At 53.8% G+C, this 16,250-nt stretch carries 17 protein-coding genes and 1 tRNA gene; 12 read left to right on the plus strand and 6 right to left on the minus strand.

Features of this window, described 5'->3' with window-relative positions; translation table 11 throughout:
• Positions 1-122: 122 nt before the first annotated feature.
• The 6 genes from TMES_RS09810 to TMES_RS09840 all read left to right on the plus strand — a co-directional run bounded on the left by TMES_RS09810 (position 123) and on the right by TMES_RS09840 (position 8,279).
• A complete protein-coding gene (locus tag TMES_RS09810; protein WP_085581909.1) occupies positions 123-1,394 on the plus strand; it encodes a paraquat-inducible protein A in 1,272 nt (423 codons plus the stop codon).
• A complete protein-coding gene (locus TMES_RS09815; protein WP_085581911.1) occupies positions 1,391-3,070 on the plus strand; it encodes a PqiB family protein in 1,680 nt (559 codons plus the stop codon). The genes TMES_RS09810 and TMES_RS09815 overlap by 4 nt, the downstream gene beginning before the upstream one ends.
• 3 nt (positions 3,071-3,073) lie before the next feature.
• Positions 3,074-3,736, plus strand: a complete 663-nt coding sequence (locus TMES_RS09820; RefSeq protein ID WP_085581913.1) for a PqiC family protein — start codon at positions 3,074-3,076, stop codon at positions 3,734-3,736.
• 469 nt (positions 3,737-4,205) lie between these two features.
• On the plus strand, positions 4,206-5,789 hold the full coding sequence (locus tag TMES_RS09825) for a hypothetical protein (RefSeq protein ID WP_245835318.1): 1,584 nt from the start codon (positions 4,206-4,208) through the stop codon (positions 5,787-5,789).
• A gap of 195 nt (positions 5,790-5,984) precedes the next feature.
• Complete coding sequence (locus TMES_RS09835) at positions 5,985-7,019, plus strand: GlxA family transcriptional regulator (protein ID WP_085581919.1); 1,035 nt, start codon at positions 5,985-5,987, stop codon at positions 7,017-7,019.
• Between the two features lie 75 nt (positions 7,020-7,094).
• A complete protein-coding gene (locus TMES_RS09840; protein WP_085581921.1) occupies positions 7,095-8,279 on the plus strand; it encodes an MFS transporter in 1,185 nt (394 codons plus the stop codon).
• A 164-nt stretch (positions 8,280-8,443) separates the two neighbouring features.
• On the opposite strand, the gene TMES_RS09845 is transcribed toward TMES_RS09840, so the two are convergent.
• Positions 8,444-8,665 (minus strand): hypothetical protein, encoded by a 222-nt coding sequence (locus TMES_RS09845; protein WP_085581923.1) that lies wholly within the window; start codon positions 8,663-8,665, stop codon positions 8,444-8,446.
• A 356-nt stretch (positions 8,666-9,021) separates the two neighbouring features.
• On the opposite strand from TMES_RS09845, the gene TMES_RS09850 reads away from it, so the two are divergent.
• Both TMES_RS09850 and TMES_RS09855 read left to right on the plus strand, forming a co-directional pair.
• A tRNA-Ser gene (locus TMES_RS09850) sits at positions 9,022-9,114 on the plus strand.
• A gap of 162 nt (positions 9,115-9,276) precedes the next feature.
• The gene (locus TMES_RS09855) at positions 9,277-10,602 is read left to right on the plus strand and encodes a DUF6538 domain-containing protein (protein WP_085581925.1); all 1,326 of its coding nucleotides are present in this window, start codon (positions 9,277-9,279) and stop codon (positions 10,600-10,602) included.
• On the opposite strand, the gene TMES_RS09860 is transcribed toward TMES_RS09855, so the two are convergent.
• From TMES_RS09860 to TMES_RS09875, 4 genes are all read right to left on the minus strand, one after another.
• Positions 10,574-10,756, minus strand: a complete 183-nt coding sequence (locus tag TMES_RS09860) for a hypothetical protein (RefSeq protein WP_143589600.1) — start codon at positions 10,754-10,756, stop codon at positions 10,574-10,576. The two genes, TMES_RS09855 and TMES_RS09860, sit on opposite strands and share 29 nt — an antisense overlap.
• 56 nt (positions 10,757-10,812) lie before the next feature.
• Complete coding sequence (locus tag TMES_RS09865; protein WP_085581929.1) at positions 10,813-12,660, minus strand: DNA cytosine methyltransferase; 1,848 nt, start codon at positions 12,658-12,660, stop codon at positions 10,813-10,815.
• On the minus strand, positions 12,657-12,911 hold the full coding sequence (locus TMES_RS09870; RefSeq protein ID WP_085581931.1) for a hypothetical protein: 255 nt from the start codon (positions 12,909-12,911) through the stop codon (positions 12,657-12,659). Before TMES_RS09870 ends, TMES_RS09865 begins: the two co-directional genes overlap by 4 nt.
• 252 nt (positions 12,912-13,163) lie before the next feature.
• Positions 13,164-13,748 carry a LexA family protein gene (locus TMES_RS09875; protein ID WP_158091217.1) on the minus strand — a complete coding sequence of 195 codons (585 nt, stop codon included), beginning with the start codon at positions 13,746-13,748 and terminating at the stop codon, positions 13,164-13,166.
• Here TMES_RS09875 and TMES_RS22790 point away from each other — a divergent pair.
• From TMES_RS22790 to TMES_RS09895, 4 genes are all read left to right on the plus strand, one after another.
• Positions 13,735-14,115, plus strand: coding sequence for a hypothetical protein (locus TMES_RS22790; RefSeq protein WP_158091218.1), 381 nt, complete (start codon positions 13,735-13,737; stop codon positions 14,113-14,115). The genes TMES_RS09875 and TMES_RS22790 overlap by 14 nt on opposite strands.
• A gap of 49 nt (positions 14,116-14,164) precedes the next feature.
• Entirely contained in the window at positions 14,165-14,662 is a 498-nt protein-coding gene (locus tag TMES_RS09885) for a helix-turn-helix domain-containing protein (RefSeq protein ID WP_085581936.1), read from the plus strand.
• Positions 14,659-14,919 carry a hypothetical protein gene (locus TMES_RS09890; RefSeq protein WP_085581938.1) on the plus strand — a complete coding sequence of 87 codons (261 nt, stop codon included), beginning with the start codon at positions 14,659-14,661 and terminating at the stop codon, positions 14,917-14,919. Before TMES_RS09885 ends, TMES_RS09890 begins: the two co-directional genes overlap by 4 nt.
• A gap of 88 nt (positions 14,920-15,007) precedes the next feature.
• Positions 15,008-15,673 carry a hypothetical protein gene (locus TMES_RS09895; RefSeq protein ID WP_085581940.1) on the plus strand — a complete coding sequence of 222 codons (666 nt, stop codon included), beginning with the start codon at positions 15,008-15,010 and terminating at the stop codon, positions 15,671-15,673.
• On the opposite strand, the gene TMES_RS09900 is transcribed toward TMES_RS09895, so the two are convergent.
• Positions 15,648-16,190 carry a hypothetical protein gene (locus TMES_RS09900; protein WP_085581942.1) on the minus strand — a complete coding sequence of 181 codons (543 nt, stop codon included), beginning with the start codon at positions 16,188-16,190 and terminating at the stop codon, positions 15,648-15,650. The genes TMES_RS09895 and TMES_RS09900 overlap by 26 nt on opposite strands.
• Positions 16,191-16,250: the final 60 nt, after the last annotated feature.

The following is a 16,250-nucleotide window of genomic DNA, read 5'->3' on the forward strand; positions in this document are numbered from 1 at the left end:
ATCAACTTGCCCGGAACCAATGCTTGCGGACACCGTTTGACAGTGAGGGGTTTTTGCGTCTTACTTCATTGGTTCATCAGGGATAACCGGTGTTTCCTTTTACAGCAGAGAGTAAATCTTACATGTCGCCTCGGTTGGTCGCCTGTGATCATTGTGATTACCTCCATACCGAAGAAGAAATTCCGCCGGGCCATGTTGCCCGGTGTGTGCGCTGTGGATCCCCTTTGTACCAAAGTCAGAATAACAGTATCGAACGCTCGCTGGCCTTTGCCTTTACCGCACTGATGTTGTTCATTCTTGCCAATTCATTCCCGATTTTGCAGTTCAGCATGGAAGGACGCAGCGAAAGCAACACGCTGATATCGGGCGTGCTGACTTTCTGGAATGAAGGTTTCTGGTTTTTGGCCTTTATGGTCGGGCTGACGTCGATTCTGGCCCCGCTTTTGCTGATTTTGGCCTATATTTATGTGTTGTTGCCATTGCGGTTCGGGCTTGGTTTCCCCGCCATTCGCAAGGTCTGGCGGATTTTGGCCATTGCCCGGCCCTGGTCGATGCTTGACGTATTTTTAATCGGGTTGCTGGTGGCCCTGACCAAGCTGAACGACTTTGCCGATGTGATTGCCGGACCGGCATTTTATGCTGTGTGTATCCTGATCCCGATGTCCCTGTTGATGAGCGCGCAACTTGACCCGCGCGAGGTATGGCACCGCTTGGCCCCGCGCGGCTTGAAGTACCCCACCACCGATGATATTGCCGTTTTCGCGCCGTCGCAGGAACGCTGGGTAACGTGTGAGGTCTGTGCGTTTGTTCTGACCGGCGCGACCGCCCGGCGCGATCATGCCATTTGTCCGTGCTGCGGCGCGCGCGTGCATCACCGTAAACCGGCAAGCTTGTCGCGGGCATGGGCCTTGCTGATCAGTGCTGCCATTTTTTATATTCCGGCTAACGTGTTTCCGATCATGAGTGTAACCATGCTGGGGCGAACCGAAGCCGACACGATCCTGTCGGGGGTCGGGGCTTTGATCGAGGCCGGGGAGTGGCCAATTGCGATGGTGGTATTTTGCGCCAGCATTGTAGTGCCGATTTTCAAGCTTGTGGTGCTGAGCTGGGTTTATATGGCGGCAGGCATGGGAATGGCGGGGCCATTGCGGCAACGCACCCGGATTTATCGCATCACCGAACTGATCGGGCGCTGGTCGATGATTGATGTGTTTATGGTATCGATTTTGGCAGCCTTGGTAAAACTGGGTAATATTGCTACCGTTGTGCCGGGGTTTGGTGCCGTGGCCTTTTGTGCCGTGGTTATTTTGACAATGTTGTCGGCAATGGCGTTTGATCCGCGCCTGATCTGGGATCGTGCGACACAGAAATTAAAGCAGGGGACGCCATCATGAGCGACGACAACCAGAATGCGTCACAGCCAGAACCGCAAAAACCGGAAGTCCGGCGCGGTTTGCAGAGCTTGTCGCTGATATGGCTGGTGCCCCTGGTTGCCGTTATGATTGGTGGTTGGCTGATCTGGCGTGAAGTATCGTCCAAAGGGCCTGAAATTACGGTTACTTTTCAGTCTGCCGAAGGATTGACCCAGGGTAAAACGGCTGTGCGCTACCGCGATGTCGATGTGGGTATGGTCAAAAAAATTGATCTGTCTGACGATTTCGACAAGGTTGTTTTGACGTTGGAAATGAATGCCGATGTTGAACAATATCTGACCGAAAAAACCAAATTCTGGGTGGTGCGGCCCCGGGTGTCGTCACGCGGTATATCGGGCCTCGAAACCATTGTGACGGGTGCTTATATTGAAATTGTACCCAGCGAAAAGGGCAAGCCTGCGACTGAATTTGTCGGGTCCGAAGAACCGCAATTTGTGGCTGATGGCAGCGAGGGAACGCGTTTTGTTCTGACGGCTGACGATCTGGGATCGATCAATTCAGGGGCACCGATTTTGCTGCGGGGGGTTTCCGTAGGCGAGGTGCTTGACACCTCGCTTGATGCATCGGCCAAAAAGGTATCGATCCCGATTTACATTAAATCGCCCTATGACAAGCTGGTTACCAATGACAGCCGTTTTTGGGATTCAAGCGGTGTTAGTGTCGATCTGAATGCGCAGGGGGTTTCAGTGCGTGCGCAATCGATCCGCTCGGTTATTCAGGGTGGCATTAATTTCATGACGCCCGAAGGCAACGAAAAAGCCAGTCCGGCACAATCCAATACTGTTTTCAATCTCTATAAAAACCGCAAACAGGCCGAAAGTCTGGTGCAGGGTATTACCCAGAAATTCATGCTGTATTTTGATGGCTCGATCCGGGGGCTTGTTGCCGATGCGCCGGTCGAGTTCCGCGGTATTCGGATCGGGACGGTTGACAGTGTCAATCTGGAATATCTGAGTGACAAGGGGATGTTCCGCGCACCGGTGCAAATTACAATCGAGCCCGAGCGTATTCGCACGGTCGGCGCAAAGCCGCAAACCGCCGAAGAATACAAACAGGTTATGGTGCAACTGGTGAAGAACGGTTTGCGCGCCCGCCTGAAAACCAGCAGCTTCCTGACTGGTCAGCTTTATGTTGATCTTGATATGTATCCGCTGGCACCGGCTCGTTATCTTGGTGATGAAGCGGGCAAGATCGACGAATTGCCAACCCTGCCCAACCAGATCGACGAAATCGCAGATTCCCTGCAATCCCTGTTGGCCAAGGTTGAAACCATCCCGATTGAACAAATTGGCATGCGGGTTCTGGGGACGGTCGAAGGTATGGAAAACCTTGTGACATCGCCTGAACTGCAAAAAAGCATGGAAAGCATTCAGGAAGCCAGCAACGGCATTAATCAGCTGGTGTCGCATCTTGATAGCAGTGTTTTGCCTGCAACGCGTGAGGCGCTTGATGAAGCCCGCAAAACCATGACTGATCTTCGCGATATGACAGCACCAAATTCGCCGGTTCGTTATAACCTTGAAGAATCGCTCAAGGAAATTTCATCAGCGGCCCGGTCGGTTCGAACCTTGACCGACTATCTTGAACAAAATCCCAACGCCCTGATTTTGGGCAAATCGGGCAACCGGGAGGAATAACACATGTCCGCAGTAACTTTCCTGCATTCCCTGACCCGGCATTCCAAAACGGTGTCATCCCGGTTCTGGCCGCAAGGGCATATCCGAAAAGCCGGACTGGCCTTGACGGTGGCGTCGGTGGTTGTCCTGGCCGCATGCAGCGTTACGCCCAAGGGGCGATATTTTGTGTTATCCCCGGTAACCACACAGCATCCTGTGCAGTCCGGGGTTGTGAAAGCCGTTCTGGGTATTGGGCCGATTGTGTTTCCCAGCCATCTGGACCGGGCACAACTGGTGCTGCGCACCGGCCAGAACGAACTTTATCTGCGCGAAAATGATAAATGGGCCGAGCCGTTAAATGAAACGGCCCGGCGGGTGTTAATGCAGGACCTGCAAGACCGCTTGTCGCCCAAACGCATGGAAGCGTTTCCCTGGAACAGCCGGGATGGTGTGAACTGGCAGATTGCGGTTGATATTGATAATTTTGAAGCCCAGCCGGATCGAACCGTGCGCCTGAACGCCCAATGGAAAATTATTGATTTTTCAAGTGGCGCTATTGTCTTGTCCAACCGCTTTGATCAGCGGCTTAAACCGGCCTCGGCAGACAGTGCCGATATTGTCGCCACCATGAGCCTGCTTCTTGGACATTTTGCCGACGATATTTCAGGTGCCTTTAATCAATCCTGATCGCGGGGAGGACGATGGGGAATGTGGCTTTGTGCGCGTCGCACTGTTTTCGCGCCATGATTGTGGCCCGGAACGCCGTTTTGGCTGTGTGATGTGTATTTTTAGGGGCTTGCGGATAAAGTTTTTCAACTTCGAAAAACATGTTTGAAATCATAAACTAACAACCAAACCAGGCATAAAACCAGCCGTTTGGATGATGTTGCGCCGGCAACGGGTGGTGACGCTCTATTGTTTTCCGCTAATCTATCGATTATCCTGTTCTTAAGAGGGAACATACCCTTGGTTTGGGACATGCAGCTGCTGCTTTCCGCGGTTATTCGCCGATACAGGTAGTTTTGGGGAGCCAGGTTGCATTATGCCGGTAACAACAGCTTATACGTACGAAGTACGTGTCAAGCGGGGTGATCGATGGATCATTCACGCAACATATGATGTCGAAAAAGAGGCCCAGATAGAAGCGGAATCCGTTTTGCGGGGCAAAGTGTCTGCGGTACGGATCGTTCGTGACTGGGAACGTGAAGATGGCCGACATATAGAAAAGGTTCTTCTTGAAAAAGAAGGTCAGGGTGATGGCGGCGACGAACCGGTTCGGGTAACCCCGATCGAGGATGCCGCGCTGTGCGAGACTGACGAGGACCTGCTGGGGGTCGAAAGCCGTTCAACCATAAACCGGTTGCTGCGCAAGTATTTCGAACAGGAAGTCCTGACCCCGACCGAGGTAATGTATAATTACAAAAACCTTCGGAAGCTGATGTATCATGACACCTTGTTGCCCAGTGCGGTTGACCGGGTTGCCACGATCCATTCGCGCACGACCGAAGGAAACCATATCGAGGCGGCAAGCAAGCTGCATCGGGCGATTGATACGCTGGCGGCACGCGCACGGCAGGTCGAAAAATATGACCTGCCGCAATTCGAAGATGCCACCATTGCCGAAGTCCGCCGCGAAATCAGACAGCTGCGCCTGGCCGAGGATACCGATTTCCTGACCATGGTGGCGTTAACCCGTCATTTGTCGTCGTCGCGAAGCTGGATCGGCAAGCTTGACTTTGCCCTTAAAGTTAAAGGCGACCCCAAGGACAACCGGGCACGCGCCATGGTTGACGATGTGGTCGCCGATATTCTGGGCTCGCCGGTTGCATTAAAGGATTTGCTGGGGCCGTCGCGTAATTTTGGCGAGGCGGTTTTACTGCATATTGATTTGGCGCTGGGCAAGGCACGCGGCAACCGCGGAGCAGCACAGGATGTTCTTGATTTGTTAAACCCGCTATTTGCGGCAGGCCTGATGCCAAAGGCGCAGTTTGTTCTGTTCGATTATATTGCCCGCGAACTTAAAAGCCCCAATAGCCTGTCGCGATCAGAGGAAGACGCTAATCCGCTTGTCGAGATACTCGACCGGTTGCTGAATGCAGATGGCGTTGTTTTTGGTCAGCCAATGGTGGAAGCACTGGTCGAGCGCGGTGCCCGTGTGCGCAATGTCGGCGGCAGCCGTGCCTTTGGGGAAGGTGTTGACGAAATTGCGACGAACCTGGCGCCGGGCTGGCGGCGTTTGGCATTTTTGGCAGACGTCACCAAATGCGAACGTGCGGGTGAAATTGAAGGCGAACTGGCCGAGCTAACCCGTAAAACGGTTGCCGACATGCGTGGGCTGCGGGCCTTTTGCGGGATGCAGGCCAAGCCGCGTGAAAAAATGGCGATGGTTACGCGGATGCACGAAAATGTCAGCCGGTCTAATTTCGTCGAGGATTTAAAGCATCATCTTAGCGAACGGCTTGATAATGGCCTGGCCGATTATCTGATACGGGAAAAGGTGATCGAGCGTATTGATAACCCTGATCTGCATCTGCGCCAGCGTGCCTATATGCTGGTTAAATTTTGTTCCAGCGGTGTGTTGATCGAGGGCAAATCGGCAACAATGGCCCGCAAGCGTGTGGTTGGTTATTTACGCCAACCCAATTTCACCGATCATCTTGTTGATGATTTGCAGGATTCCGGTGAAAAAGAAGGAACCTTGCGCGATTTTTATGCGCTGCTACAACGCAGCGGATTTTAGAGCGGTCGCGCCGTTAACAACATAGATTTTGCCTTTAAAACGCCTGTGGCTACCAAGCTGCAGGCGTTTTTGCGTTTGGGCAAGGCGGGTTTTGCTGCGATGAAATGGCATTTTGGCAAAATTGGTGGGGTGTTTGTCATTGTTGCCAATGCGCCCTTGGGGCAAAATGGCACCATCCATACAGGAGGCTGGCCCATGACAATTCCCGTATTACCCCATAAAACGGTGCGCCAAATGGCCTGTTATGCTTTTGACAATGTCATGAGCCTTGATGTCACCGGGCCATTGCAGGTTTTTGCCTCTGCCAACGAAGAACTGGCGCGCCAGGGCCAGCGGCGAGCGTATGACGTGCTGGTATTTGCCGAGCAATCAGGCCCGGTTCAGACCTCATTCGGGGTCAGGATATTTGCCGATCAGGCACGCGATGAACTGGATCTGACACAGATCGATACCGTGCTGATCCCCGGTGGAGACGGCATCGACCGGGTGCGCCGTAACCCTGCTGTTGTCAGCTGGTTTCAGGCGGCCAGCGATGTGGTGCCGCGTGTTGGCTCGGTCTGTTCTGGGGCGTTGGTGCTGGCCGCCGCCGGGATGCTTGATGGCCGGGTGGCAACAACGCACTGGTCTCGCTGTGATGAAATGCGCGCGAGCTATCCAGGCATAGGGTTGGTGGAAAACCGGATGCACACCTATGACCCGACCGGTCTTGATGGCGATGCGCATATCTTTACATCTGCCGGTGTGACAGCCGGGATTGATTTGGCGCTGGCTTTGCTCGAAGCCGATTGTGGCCGTACCGTTGCCCTGGCTGTGGCGCGGCGGCTGGTGATGTTTTTAAAACGGCCCGGCGGTCAGGCACAATTTAGCGCCTATCTTACCCCCGCCATTGGGGCATCGGGGCAACTGGCCGGTTTGCTGGAATGGTTGCCGGCCAATTTGCAGGCAGATTTGTCGCTAGATGCGATGGCAGCCCGCGCCGGGATGTCGCCAAGAACTTTTTCGCGTGTTTTTACCCGCGATCTGGGCCTGACCCCGGCACGATATGTGGAACGCATTCGGGTGGAAGCCGCACGGGGGCTGTTACAGGCGGGCGATATTTCTATCAGCCAGGTGGCCCGGTTATGTGGTTTCGGGCACCCTGAAACCTTGCGACGTGCCTTCCATCGTCATTTGTCGATCAGCCCACAGGATTATGCGGAACGGTTCGGGGTAACGGTTTTACCTGTGTAGTCAGCGGGGCGGGCTGAGCATCCTGATTTTTCCGATTTTTTACAGTCATAAATTCCGTTTTTGAAAGTTGGCGACATGTTGTTACTGACCAATGGGCAGGTGCGCCTGCTTTTTATCGCCCAGGCTTTGTACTGGTTGTGTTCGATGGTGGGCATCACCCTGACATCGCTGGTGGGCGTGCAACTGGCCCCCTATGCCAGTTTGGCAACCTTGCCATTAGGCTTGCTGGTGCTGGGTAACCTTGGCGGGGTTCATCCCTTGTCCATATTCATGCAACGGCGCGGGCGTCGGGCCGGTTTGATGGCCGGGGCGTGGTTTGGTGTTGCCGGGGCAAGCATTGCATCATTGGGTGTTTACCTGGGTGACTTTACCATTTTTTGCATTGGTGCGGTGCCGATTGGCATTTATCAGGCATCGGCGCGCTATTATCGCTATGTCGCACTTGAGGCGGTTGAAAATGCCCATAAGGGCCGGGCGGCGGCCTATGTTACCGGGGGCGGGGTGCTGGCCGCACTGGTGGCACCTGAACTGGCGGTATGGTCACGCGATGCACTGGTGGTGCCGTTTTTAGGGGCCTATCTGGCCATGATTGTGATGGCGGTTGTCGCAATTATTTTGCTGTCGGGCGTGGCACAGGGTGATATTCCCGCCCGCATTCCTAATGGCGGGCAAGTGATGCGCAATTTGTTAAAGCGCCCCAAAATATTTACCGCCGTGTCCATCAGTGCGATCGGGCAGGGGGTGATGGTGCTGGTGATGACGGCGACGCCACTTGCAATGAAGTTTTGCGGGTTTGATGTCTCTCAGTCGTCAGAAGTTATTCGCTGGCATTTCATTGGCATGTTTTTGCCCGCCTTTGTTGCCGGGCCGCTGATCGACCGGTTCGGGGCGCGTAATATCGCCGGTATCGGCAGTGTTATTTTGCTGATAAGTGCCAGTGCAGCCCTGATGGGGCTGGATTTCGGGCACTTCCTGATAAGTTCGCTGTTGCTTGGTCTGGGCTGGAATTTGATGTTGCTGGCTGGGACAACCTTGCTGGGCGAAGGGCACAATGCGGCTGAACGCGGCCATGCCCAGGCCCTGATGGAACTGGCAAACGGCATTTTGGGTGCCATTGCATCCTTTGCTGCGGGTGCTTTGATTGTCGGGGCAGGCTGGGATGCTGTGAATGTGGGGATGATGCCGGTGGTCGTGGTCGGGCTGATCATTTTGCGGTTTCGGGATGGCAAAAACTGCCATCGGCACATTCGTGAAACCTGATTGCAGTGTTAAACCAAAAAAGGCCCGCCGGCGTTAACCCGGCGGGTCAGTTTTATGGGGCGCGTGAATACAAGGTGCAACAAACGCCCCGGCGCGATCTAGTGCCCACTGGCGCGGAAAACCGGTTCCGGGTGCCAGAAATCAGGCAATAAAAAAGCCAGCAATTATGCTGGCTGTAAGGACATTTCCGGGCGGTGGGCAGCGACAAATTCCTTGATCTTTTGCAGAACCTGATCGCGAGAGGTGCTTTCGCGGGTCTGGAAAAGAACTTCGCGTTCCCGAATGACAATGCCCAGATATACCGGGTTCGGGTGATCTTCATTTTGAAGTTTCAGGGTGCGCAAAACATGGCCATGGTCATCGGTGCTTTGATAGACGGTCCGCATTGAATGCTCCTGCGTGTCTTTCGCTCACATCGGGTCACGGGCTGATCATAACTTCTTCCCGTAAGCGGACCTTATGCCACAAATTCTTTTCCGGCCCGTGACAGCTCTGTGATTGTTTCAAGACAGTTCGGAAAAATGCATAAAATGACGTGGGCTTTGGCAGACGAACGCAGATGTGATGCCTGCTGGTTGAAAAAGAAGCGGGCTATAACAGGTCGACATCGATTTTTTGCGAAAAATGCCGCTAAATGTACAAGAGTAAAAAGAAATCGGTCCTGAGCCGGTTTTGAGGCATTGACAGTACCGGATCGGATGTTTAAGAAAGGCGGCGTTCCACACGGAACACGACGCAGAACGGGCAAGTGGCCGAGTGGCTGAAGGCGCTCCCCTGCTAAGGGAGTATGGGGTCAAAAGCCCCATCGAGGGTTCGAATCCCTCCTTGCCCGCCAGTGATAAAGGCTCCCTTAACGGGAGCCTTTTTTCGTTTTAATCAGCAATTTCAATGGCTTGTAACGTGTTGATCTATTTAGATTGACGGGTGCTATCGGGTTCAAATACGGTTGGTTCTCAATTTTGGTACACAGTTTGGTACACATTTTGGGACACAGGCCATGCCCGAGGACCTTAGCCGCTATATCATTCGTCGCGGTCGCCGATACAGTTATCGCCGTCGTGTGCCTGCTGATCTGGTCGATATTCTGGGCAGCGAAGTCAAGATTTCCCTTAAGACAGATAGCTATGATTCCGCTCGTTTGGCCGTGGGCCGGGTGAATGAAAGTGTTATCGGTTATTGGGATGAATTGCGGGCATCTGGCAAGGTTGCTGGCGCGCAAGAGCGGTATGAGCGGGCGCGTGATCTGGCTGTCAGGTTGGGGTGGCGGTATCAGCATTCGGGGGAGATTGCCGAGGCCCCGGCCAAGGATGTCGTTGCCCGGCTTGAAAGCCTTGAAACTGTTGATGATCGTCGTGTCATTGATGCCGTTCTTGGGGCCGTTCCCATGCCCCGGATTATGATTTCGACGCTGTTTGATGAATATGAAAAATTGAGTTTTGACGCACGGATTGGCAAGTCGCCTCGGCAGGTGGAGCTTGCCTTAAACCCGCATCGGCGATCCCAAAAAAACCTGCTGGCCGTTATTGGTGACAAACCGGTTGCCGAACTGTCGCGGCAGGATGCGTTGCAGTTTCGGGGGTGGTGGAGCGACCGCCTGCGCGATGAAAAGCTATCGGTTAAATCGGCCAACAAGGAAGTGAATTGCCTGCGCGCCATGTTTCGCGTTGTCAGCGATGCGCGGTTAATGGGTGTTGAAAACCCGTTTAAGGGGATTGCATTTCGCAACCATGTCACGCAGGGCAAAAGCCGGGGTGAAACGGTATCGCGTGACTGGATTGTGCAAATGCTGTTGGCACCTGGTTGCCTTCTTGGCGGCATCAATGACGAAGCCCGGCGCATCGTTGCAATCCTTGCGGAAACCGGGGCGCGACCGGGGGAAATTTGTGGTCTGGAACAGGCTGATTTTGTTCTTGATGACCCAATCCCGCATATCAGGATCAGGCCAAACCAGATACGCGAAATTAAGACCAGCATGTCTATTCGCAATTTGCCATTGGTCGGGGCCGCGTTACCAGCCGCCAAGGCATTGGTGGCGGCGGGTGGAATTGTGCGCTATCGCGGCAAGAATGGCAGTTTTACAACCGGCGTGAACAAGTTTTTGCGCGAAAACGCGGCCTTTGAAACCGGTCAGCAAAGCCTTTATTCGTTGCGTCATGCCTTGCAGGATCGGTTCATTGCGGTTGAGGCCCCTGACATGCTTGTGGCGTCGGTGATGGGGCATAAATTTTCCCGGCCAAAATACGGGGCGGGGCCAACGCTCAAACAGAAACAGGAATGGCTGGCGCGCATAGCCCTTATGCCACCTTCATTAAATCAGCCATAAGGTTTTCTATACTGTCGGGCTGGCTTATTCGGTTGCGTTCGTCATATAGATTTTGCGCCATTTTCATCAAGTCGCCGTTATCAAAACGGTCGCCATGATCGCGCATGATTCGCGCCAGCGTGCGTAGTGCGGCATCGATGCGGGCAACCGTCATCGGCTCCCCCGCATCGGTGCGGCGTGAGCCTTTCGGATTGAAAGACCCGTGGGTTGTCATGACGCTGCCTTTCTCCCGGTGTCAAACAGACTACTGGCCGCGACGTTTGCGCGGACAAGGGCCGCTGCCAAAGGTGGGCATACGGCGTTGCCGCATTTGGCAACCTGCTGGCTTTTGCTGAATTTAAAGCCGTCGCTGTCGCGATCTCCGATTTTGTAGGTATCGGGAAAGCCTTGTGCGCGAAACAGTTCACGCGGGGTGAGCATACGCAGGCCGATATCGGTGATCTGATATTGATGGCCTGCGATGGTGACAATGCCAAAGCGGTCGTGACTGGTGACAGTGCCGAGCGGATCGGTTGCCGGTTGGCCTTCGCCGGTGCCGTAGTATTTGGTGAGAAAGGCGCGGACTTCGCCGACGTGGTTTCCGCCGGCCGTGATGGTTGGCATTGGATCATTCACGGGTTGGCCATGCTGGCAGGTGCCGCGCAGTTTAACCAGGTGCGAGGTGCAAAGGGCTGTTTTCCCCGTGCCGCCTGCGGTGATGGTGGGGGCAGGTTCCTGTGCATCGGAGCCGATGCTTTTGCCAAACTGCCGGTCCAGATGGGCAACTACAATTCCCTGCGGGTTTGCGCCGCCCGGGCGTTTCATCGCGCCCCCGCTGGTAACGGTGTGGACCGGTTCGCGGGGGTCGTACCCGGTGGCCCCATTGCGGAACTTGGTGATGTGGGCGGCGGCAATGGCGCGGTTATTCGCTCCTTTGGTCGCAATGCTGGAAGCGTAAGCGTCGGCTTCGCGCCTGGTTTTATCGTGCCGGGCCATGAAAGCGGAAACAACGGCCATGCCGCCGCCTTTGGGAGTTGCGGTTACCGTGCGTAGTGGTTCGTTGGCGGGCATGACGCCGCCGCTTGATGAATGTTGAACATGCTGGATGAACGGTTGGACCAGCCCAAACCGGTTTGCTGCTGTTTGGGTTGGTAACGGGTTGCGCATGTCGATGCCGCGTGTTTCGCCTTCGCGCTTTGGCCCGTAATAGGTTTGGGTAAAAGGAGAGGTTGGGGCGTTTTTGCTGTCTGTCACTACAAATGGTTTCTTGGCATCAAAGACAAACTTTTGCATTCCCCGTGCGATACGCTTCATTGTATTTTCAGCAAGCGGGCGTTTCAGGCCAAGTTTTTTGGCTTGTGCCGGGTCCATAAAGATAGACGGGCAGGGTAAATCCCAATCGATAATGTCCGCCGCGACTGGCCATGGTTTCAGCTTGCGTTGTTTGACGGCATCGCTTCCTGGTGCACCGTGTGTTGGTTCGGGCCAAACAATGTCTTTGCCGTCGCACCTTGCGATCACGAACAAGCGTTTGCGAATGGTCGGTGTACCATAGTCGCAGGCGCGCAAGACGCGGTATTCTACCCGGTATCCAAGGCGTTCAAGTTGTTCTACCCACATCTTGAAGGTTTGGCCCTTGCGGGTTTTGCAGGGTTTCCCGTTCACGTCCAGCGGTCCCCAGTCGGCCCATTCTTCGACATTTTCCAGCATGATCACGCGGGGGCGGACCTTTGCCGCCCACCGGATCACAACCCACGCCAGCCCGCGAATTTTTTTGCTGCGCGGCTTTCCTCCTTTGGCTTTGCTATGATGGGTGCAATCGGGGCTAAACCATGCGAGTGCCACGCGGCGGCCTTTGCAAACGGCAACGGGATCGACCTTGAAAACATCTTCGCAAAGGTGGGTTGTGTGCGGGTGGTTTGCCTGGTGCATCAAGACGGCGTTGGCGTCATGGTTGATGGCGATATTTACCGGTCGGTTAAGCGCCATTTCAATGCCGGTTGACGCTCCGCCACCACCCGCGAAGTTATCAACGATCAGCTCGGCATCAAGGTGCCATTGGGGGGTAAAACAGTTCATGCCATACCCTCTTGGTTATTTGGTGGGAGAATGTCGTTTCGGGTTATCCATTGAGCCTGATTAAGGACCGTAAAGCGAACCAGAAGGTTCCCGTTGGGAAGTGCGGCGATGACTTTTGCCTGACGGGGAAAGCGATTGAGAATTACGGTTACGGCCTCGCCGCTGACGGGTGCGTATGGCTTTGGTTTAACGGTCGTGTCATTGCGTGGTAGGGGGCGCGGCAGGTTAGGGAGATTGATGATTGTTGCCATGATGATTTACCTGCGATTGCGGGAAATGATCGGCAACGGGTACGTTTTCCGGTGGTAATTATAGGAAACTTGTTGCCGATCTACTCCGCGATAGTTTCCATATGTGAAACTTTATCGCAAGACAAAAGTTTCTTTAATTGAAACTTTTGTTCGGAATGTAAATTTTTATACAGAAATTACTACCGTGAAAACGCAAGGTTTTCCGGTTTTTCCATAGGCGTTTTCTAGGGGGGCGGGGTGATCGGGTGTTGCCTAGAGGTCCTGCATTACGCGAATGACACGCCCGATAACGCGAAGTTCGGTCTGAGGAAAAATGATTTCATGGACCGGGTTTGTTGATACCGGTTCCAGACGGTTGGGCGATGCCCGGAAGCGTTTGAATGTGGCTTCGCCGCCATTGGTGGCGACAACGTAAAACTTGCCATCGTTCATTTCTTTTTGCGACACATCCACGATGATTGTGGAACTTTCAGGTGCAACAAGATTCATCGAATCTCCCTTTACTTCCAAGGCGATGCAGCGGCGTTCATCAACGCCGTGACATTCGATTTGGGGGCAGTCGGCAAGATCGTTGATATCTACTTCGCGCGTCATTGCAAGTTGACCGGCTGAAACCCAGCCGATCAGAGGCACCCGCACAATAGGGTTCTTGCTGGCGATCAGTTCAAATGGTTCAACGTCAAGCGCCCTGGCAAGTTTTTCCATCCAGTTCATACCGAGCTGGAGGCCGCCATTTTCAAGTTTGCTGATCTGGCCTTTGGTGCCGCCGGTGAGTTCGGCCACTTGCTCTTGCGTGAGGCCGCGCCGTTTGCGGATTGCGCGAATGTTGTTTTCCATGGGCATAAATGTTTCATCATTGGAAACTTGCGTCGTTGTCGATTTTAGAAACTTTTTGCTTGACGTAAGTTTCAAAATAAGAAACCTTGTCTCCATTATGAAGTTGGAACAGTGGTTATCAAACACACAAACATCGCGCAGCGCATTTGCAGAGCGGATAGGGGTTAGCAAGTCGGTTGTTACCAAATGGTGCAGCGGCGAGGTTTTGCCCCGGACGGTTCCGCTGTTGGCGATTTATCGCGTTACTGCCGGACAGGTAAGCCCGAATGATTTTTATGATCTTTCCGGGCTGACAGCTTGCAATGACGATGACCCAGCCGGTGGCCGCTGCGCCATCGAGGGCGGAACGAAAGGCGCGGCGGCCTAGGCTGCGGTGCTTCACCCTGTAACCATGGCATGAAGCGGAAACTGTTTTTATGGCGAAGTCAGCACCAATTGCCCACGAAACCGTGCAGGCGGTTTTTACTGCAGCCCTGCGCCGGGTTGTGGGTACCTATCAATCGGAAAACAAGCATATTACCCTGCGCGAAATGGCGCAGGAAACGGGTATTAAGCAGCGCACACTTGAAGCCTATCGAGACGGGGAATGCCTTCCCAATGGTGTAAATATGTTGCGGATCATGGCGGCGTTGCCGGTCAGTTTTGCCAATGAAGTGTTGTCGCTGGCAGGGTTTGGCGGGGTGCAAAAGTTAAGCCCTAGTGAAACAAATTTGCATTTGATTGCGTCACAAGCGGCAGATTACCTGCAAAAGCATATGGAACATATGCGCGATGGCAAGCTGGACCCGCACGAAATTGCCAAGGAACGTGATGCTTTGTCCGGCCTTTATAACAGGCTGGGGGCGTTTCTGGCCGCGGCGGCAGCGCCGGTGGACCTGAACGCGGCGCGCAAAAAACGCGGGGTGGCGATATGAGCAACCCCGTTTCACGCCGGACAACCTATGCGGAGCGCAACGATGCGCTGGTGTTCGCATCCAAGGAATTTCTGCGCTGGATGATTTCGCAATCGACCGAGCCGATGTTGCCGCGTGATACCACGCCGGACCAGTATTTGCGGCAGGTTTCTACCCTTACCCGGTCGCAGCGGCGCGCGATGAAGCCTGATCAATTGGCGCTTATCAATTGGGCCCGAGCGGTTGCCGCGGCGCAAAGTGGGGAGGTGGAGGAATGAGCAGGATTTTCACTTATTCCGACGACGATAAAGATGGATTTAACCCTTTCGGGTCTGGTCCCGAACCGATCAGGCGGCGGGTGGCACAATGAGTGCTGTTTTAAAATATGGAACACCGCTGGCGTCGGATATGCGCGTTGCTACAGTTGGGTTGGCGGCCAATGACGTGGGTCTGTTTGTGCCACCCAAGACATTGCGGCGCGGTTTTCATGAGATTAGTCGCGACGTGGTGCCACGGCGGAAATTTGACCTGTGGTTTGCCGTTGAACGGGCTGTTTTTCCCTGCCTGTTTCATATGATCGCGATGGGAATGTTTGAGGAAGATGAACCCGAACGACGCGACATTTTGAAGGCGTTTGAAGATGATATGGAAGAATGGGCAAAACTGATGTTGCCAAGCCAATTCCATGATTTTCGCCGTGAGATGCTGTCACTGGTTCATTTGATTACCGGCACCCTGATCGACAAGCAGATCGGGCAAAATGGGGGCTGGCCCACGGTGCGGTTGATGATGGTGGGCAGTGGCCTGGTGCAGCTTTGTGACCACTATGCCTGTGAAGCGTTTTTTACCACCCGGTTTGAGTTGTCATTTAACGCCATGCTTTCGGCCCTGCATTTTGTTGCCGGGGATGAAATGGCATCGTCGGAGGTGTTCGCAACCAAAGCTCTGCGCCGTGTGTGTAGCGCATTGAAACAACGAGGGCGGTTTGGATGGGTTTTGTTTCCAGTCAGTGGTGATCCAGATGCTTGTTGATGTGATCAATTACATCCCGCGCCCGCTGTCTTATTGCTTCTATTTTTGGGTCACTGCTTTCTTCTTCATAACTGTTTATTGCCTCAAACAGATTGTCGTAGAGATCGAGAAGTTTGGTTTCAGCTATTTCATAAGGGGTGGCGGGAAGTCTTTCCAAAATTGTCGCTGCTTTGGGAGGCATTGTTACCGTTACGTTTTCACCATTGACAGTAACGGCTTGGCCGCCGGTCAAAATTCGATGTGTTTCCCCTTCAAGTGCTGTAACAAGCTGGTTCAATTGATGGCGAAGTTGTCGTCGTTTTCGGTTGTCTGTTTTTGTGAATGGCGTCATGGCCCCCATATAGGCCAACCAACCACCGGCAAGCCCCAATGCGCCAGCCATGACCGTTTCCCATTCCCATTCAAATTTAAAGATTTTGGCACCCATATCCGAAATGCCAAAACCAAGGGCAAGGCACCCAATTCCCGTGATGGCGACCCAGCCGAGGCTGACTTTTTTATCAAGGTCAAATTTCATTTAATCCCCCATGTTTGGGCGCAGAATACTTGGTCTTTTCATCGTGTGGAAGGCCGCATT

This window comes from Thalassospira mesophila, assembly GCF_002115755.1.
Classification (GTDB): Bacteria; Pseudomonadota; Alphaproteobacteria; order Rhodospirillales; family Thalassospiraceae; genus Thalassospira; species Thalassospira mesophila.

Excerpts from the sequence above, each read along its gene's own strand:
- TMES_RS09815 (WP_085581911.1), top strand. The coding sequence starts at position 1,391 with ATGAGCGACGACAACCAGAATGCGTCACAGCCAGAACCGCAAAAACCG.
- TMES_RS09840 (WP_085581921.1), top strand. The coding sequence starts at position 7,095 with ATGTTGTTACTGACCAATGGGCAGGTGCGCCTGCTTTTTATCGCCCAG.
- TMES_RS09895 (WP_085581940.1), top strand. The coding sequence starts at position 15,008 with ATGAGTGCTGTTTTAAAATATGGAACACCGCTGGCGTCGGATATGCGC.
- TMES_RS09875 (WP_158091217.1), bottom strand. The coding sequence starts at position 13,748 with ATGGAAAACAACATTCGCGCAATCCGCAAACGGCGCGGCCTCACGCAA.
- TMES_RS09820 (WP_085581913.1), top strand. The coding sequence starts at position 3,074 with ATGTCCGCAGTAACTTTCCTGCATTCCCTGACCCGGCATTCCAAAACG.
- TMES_RS09890 (WP_085581938.1), top strand. The coding sequence starts at position 14,659 with ATGAGCAACCCCGTTTCACGCCGGACAACCTATGCGGAGCGCAACGAT.
- TMES_RS09855 (WP_085581925.1), top strand. The coding sequence starts at position 9,277 with ATGCCCGAGGACCTTAGCCGCTATATCATTCGTCGCGGTCGCCGATAC.
- TMES_RS09810 (WP_085581909.1), top strand. The coding sequence starts at position 123 with ATGTCGCCTCGGTTGGTCGCCTGTGATCATTGTGATTACCTCCATACC.
- TMES_RS09860 (WP_143589600.1), bottom strand. The coding sequence starts at position 10,756 with ATGACGGTTGCCCGCATCGATGCCGCACTACGCACGCTGGCGCGAATC.
- TMES_RS09870 (WP_085581931.1), bottom strand. The coding sequence starts at position 12,911 with ATGGCAACAATCATCAATCTCCCTAACCTGCCGCGCCCCCTACCACGC.
- TMES_RS09865 (WP_085581929.1), bottom strand. The coding sequence starts at position 12,660 with ATGAACTGTTTTACCCCCCAATGGCACCTTGATGCCGAGCTGATCGTT.
- TMES_RS09835 (WP_085581919.1), top strand. The coding sequence starts at position 5,985 with ATGACAATTCCCGTATTACCCCATAAAACGGTGCGCCAAATGGCCTGT.
- TMES_RS09885 (WP_085581936.1), top strand. The coding sequence starts at position 14,165 with ATGGCGAAGTCAGCACCAATTGCCCACGAAACCGTGCAGGCGGTTTTT.
- TMES_RS22790 (WP_158091218.1), top strand. The coding sequence starts at position 13,735 with ATGTTGTTTTCCATGGGCATAAATGTTTCATCATTGGAAACTTGCGTC.
- TMES_RS09845 (WP_085581923.1), bottom strand. The coding sequence starts at position 8,665 with ATGCGGACCGTCTATCAAAGCACCGATGACCATGGCCATGTTTTGCGC.
- TMES_RS09900 (WP_085581942.1), bottom strand. The coding sequence starts at position 16,190 with ATGAAATTTGACCTTGATAAAAAAGTCAGCCTCGGCTGGGTCGCCATC.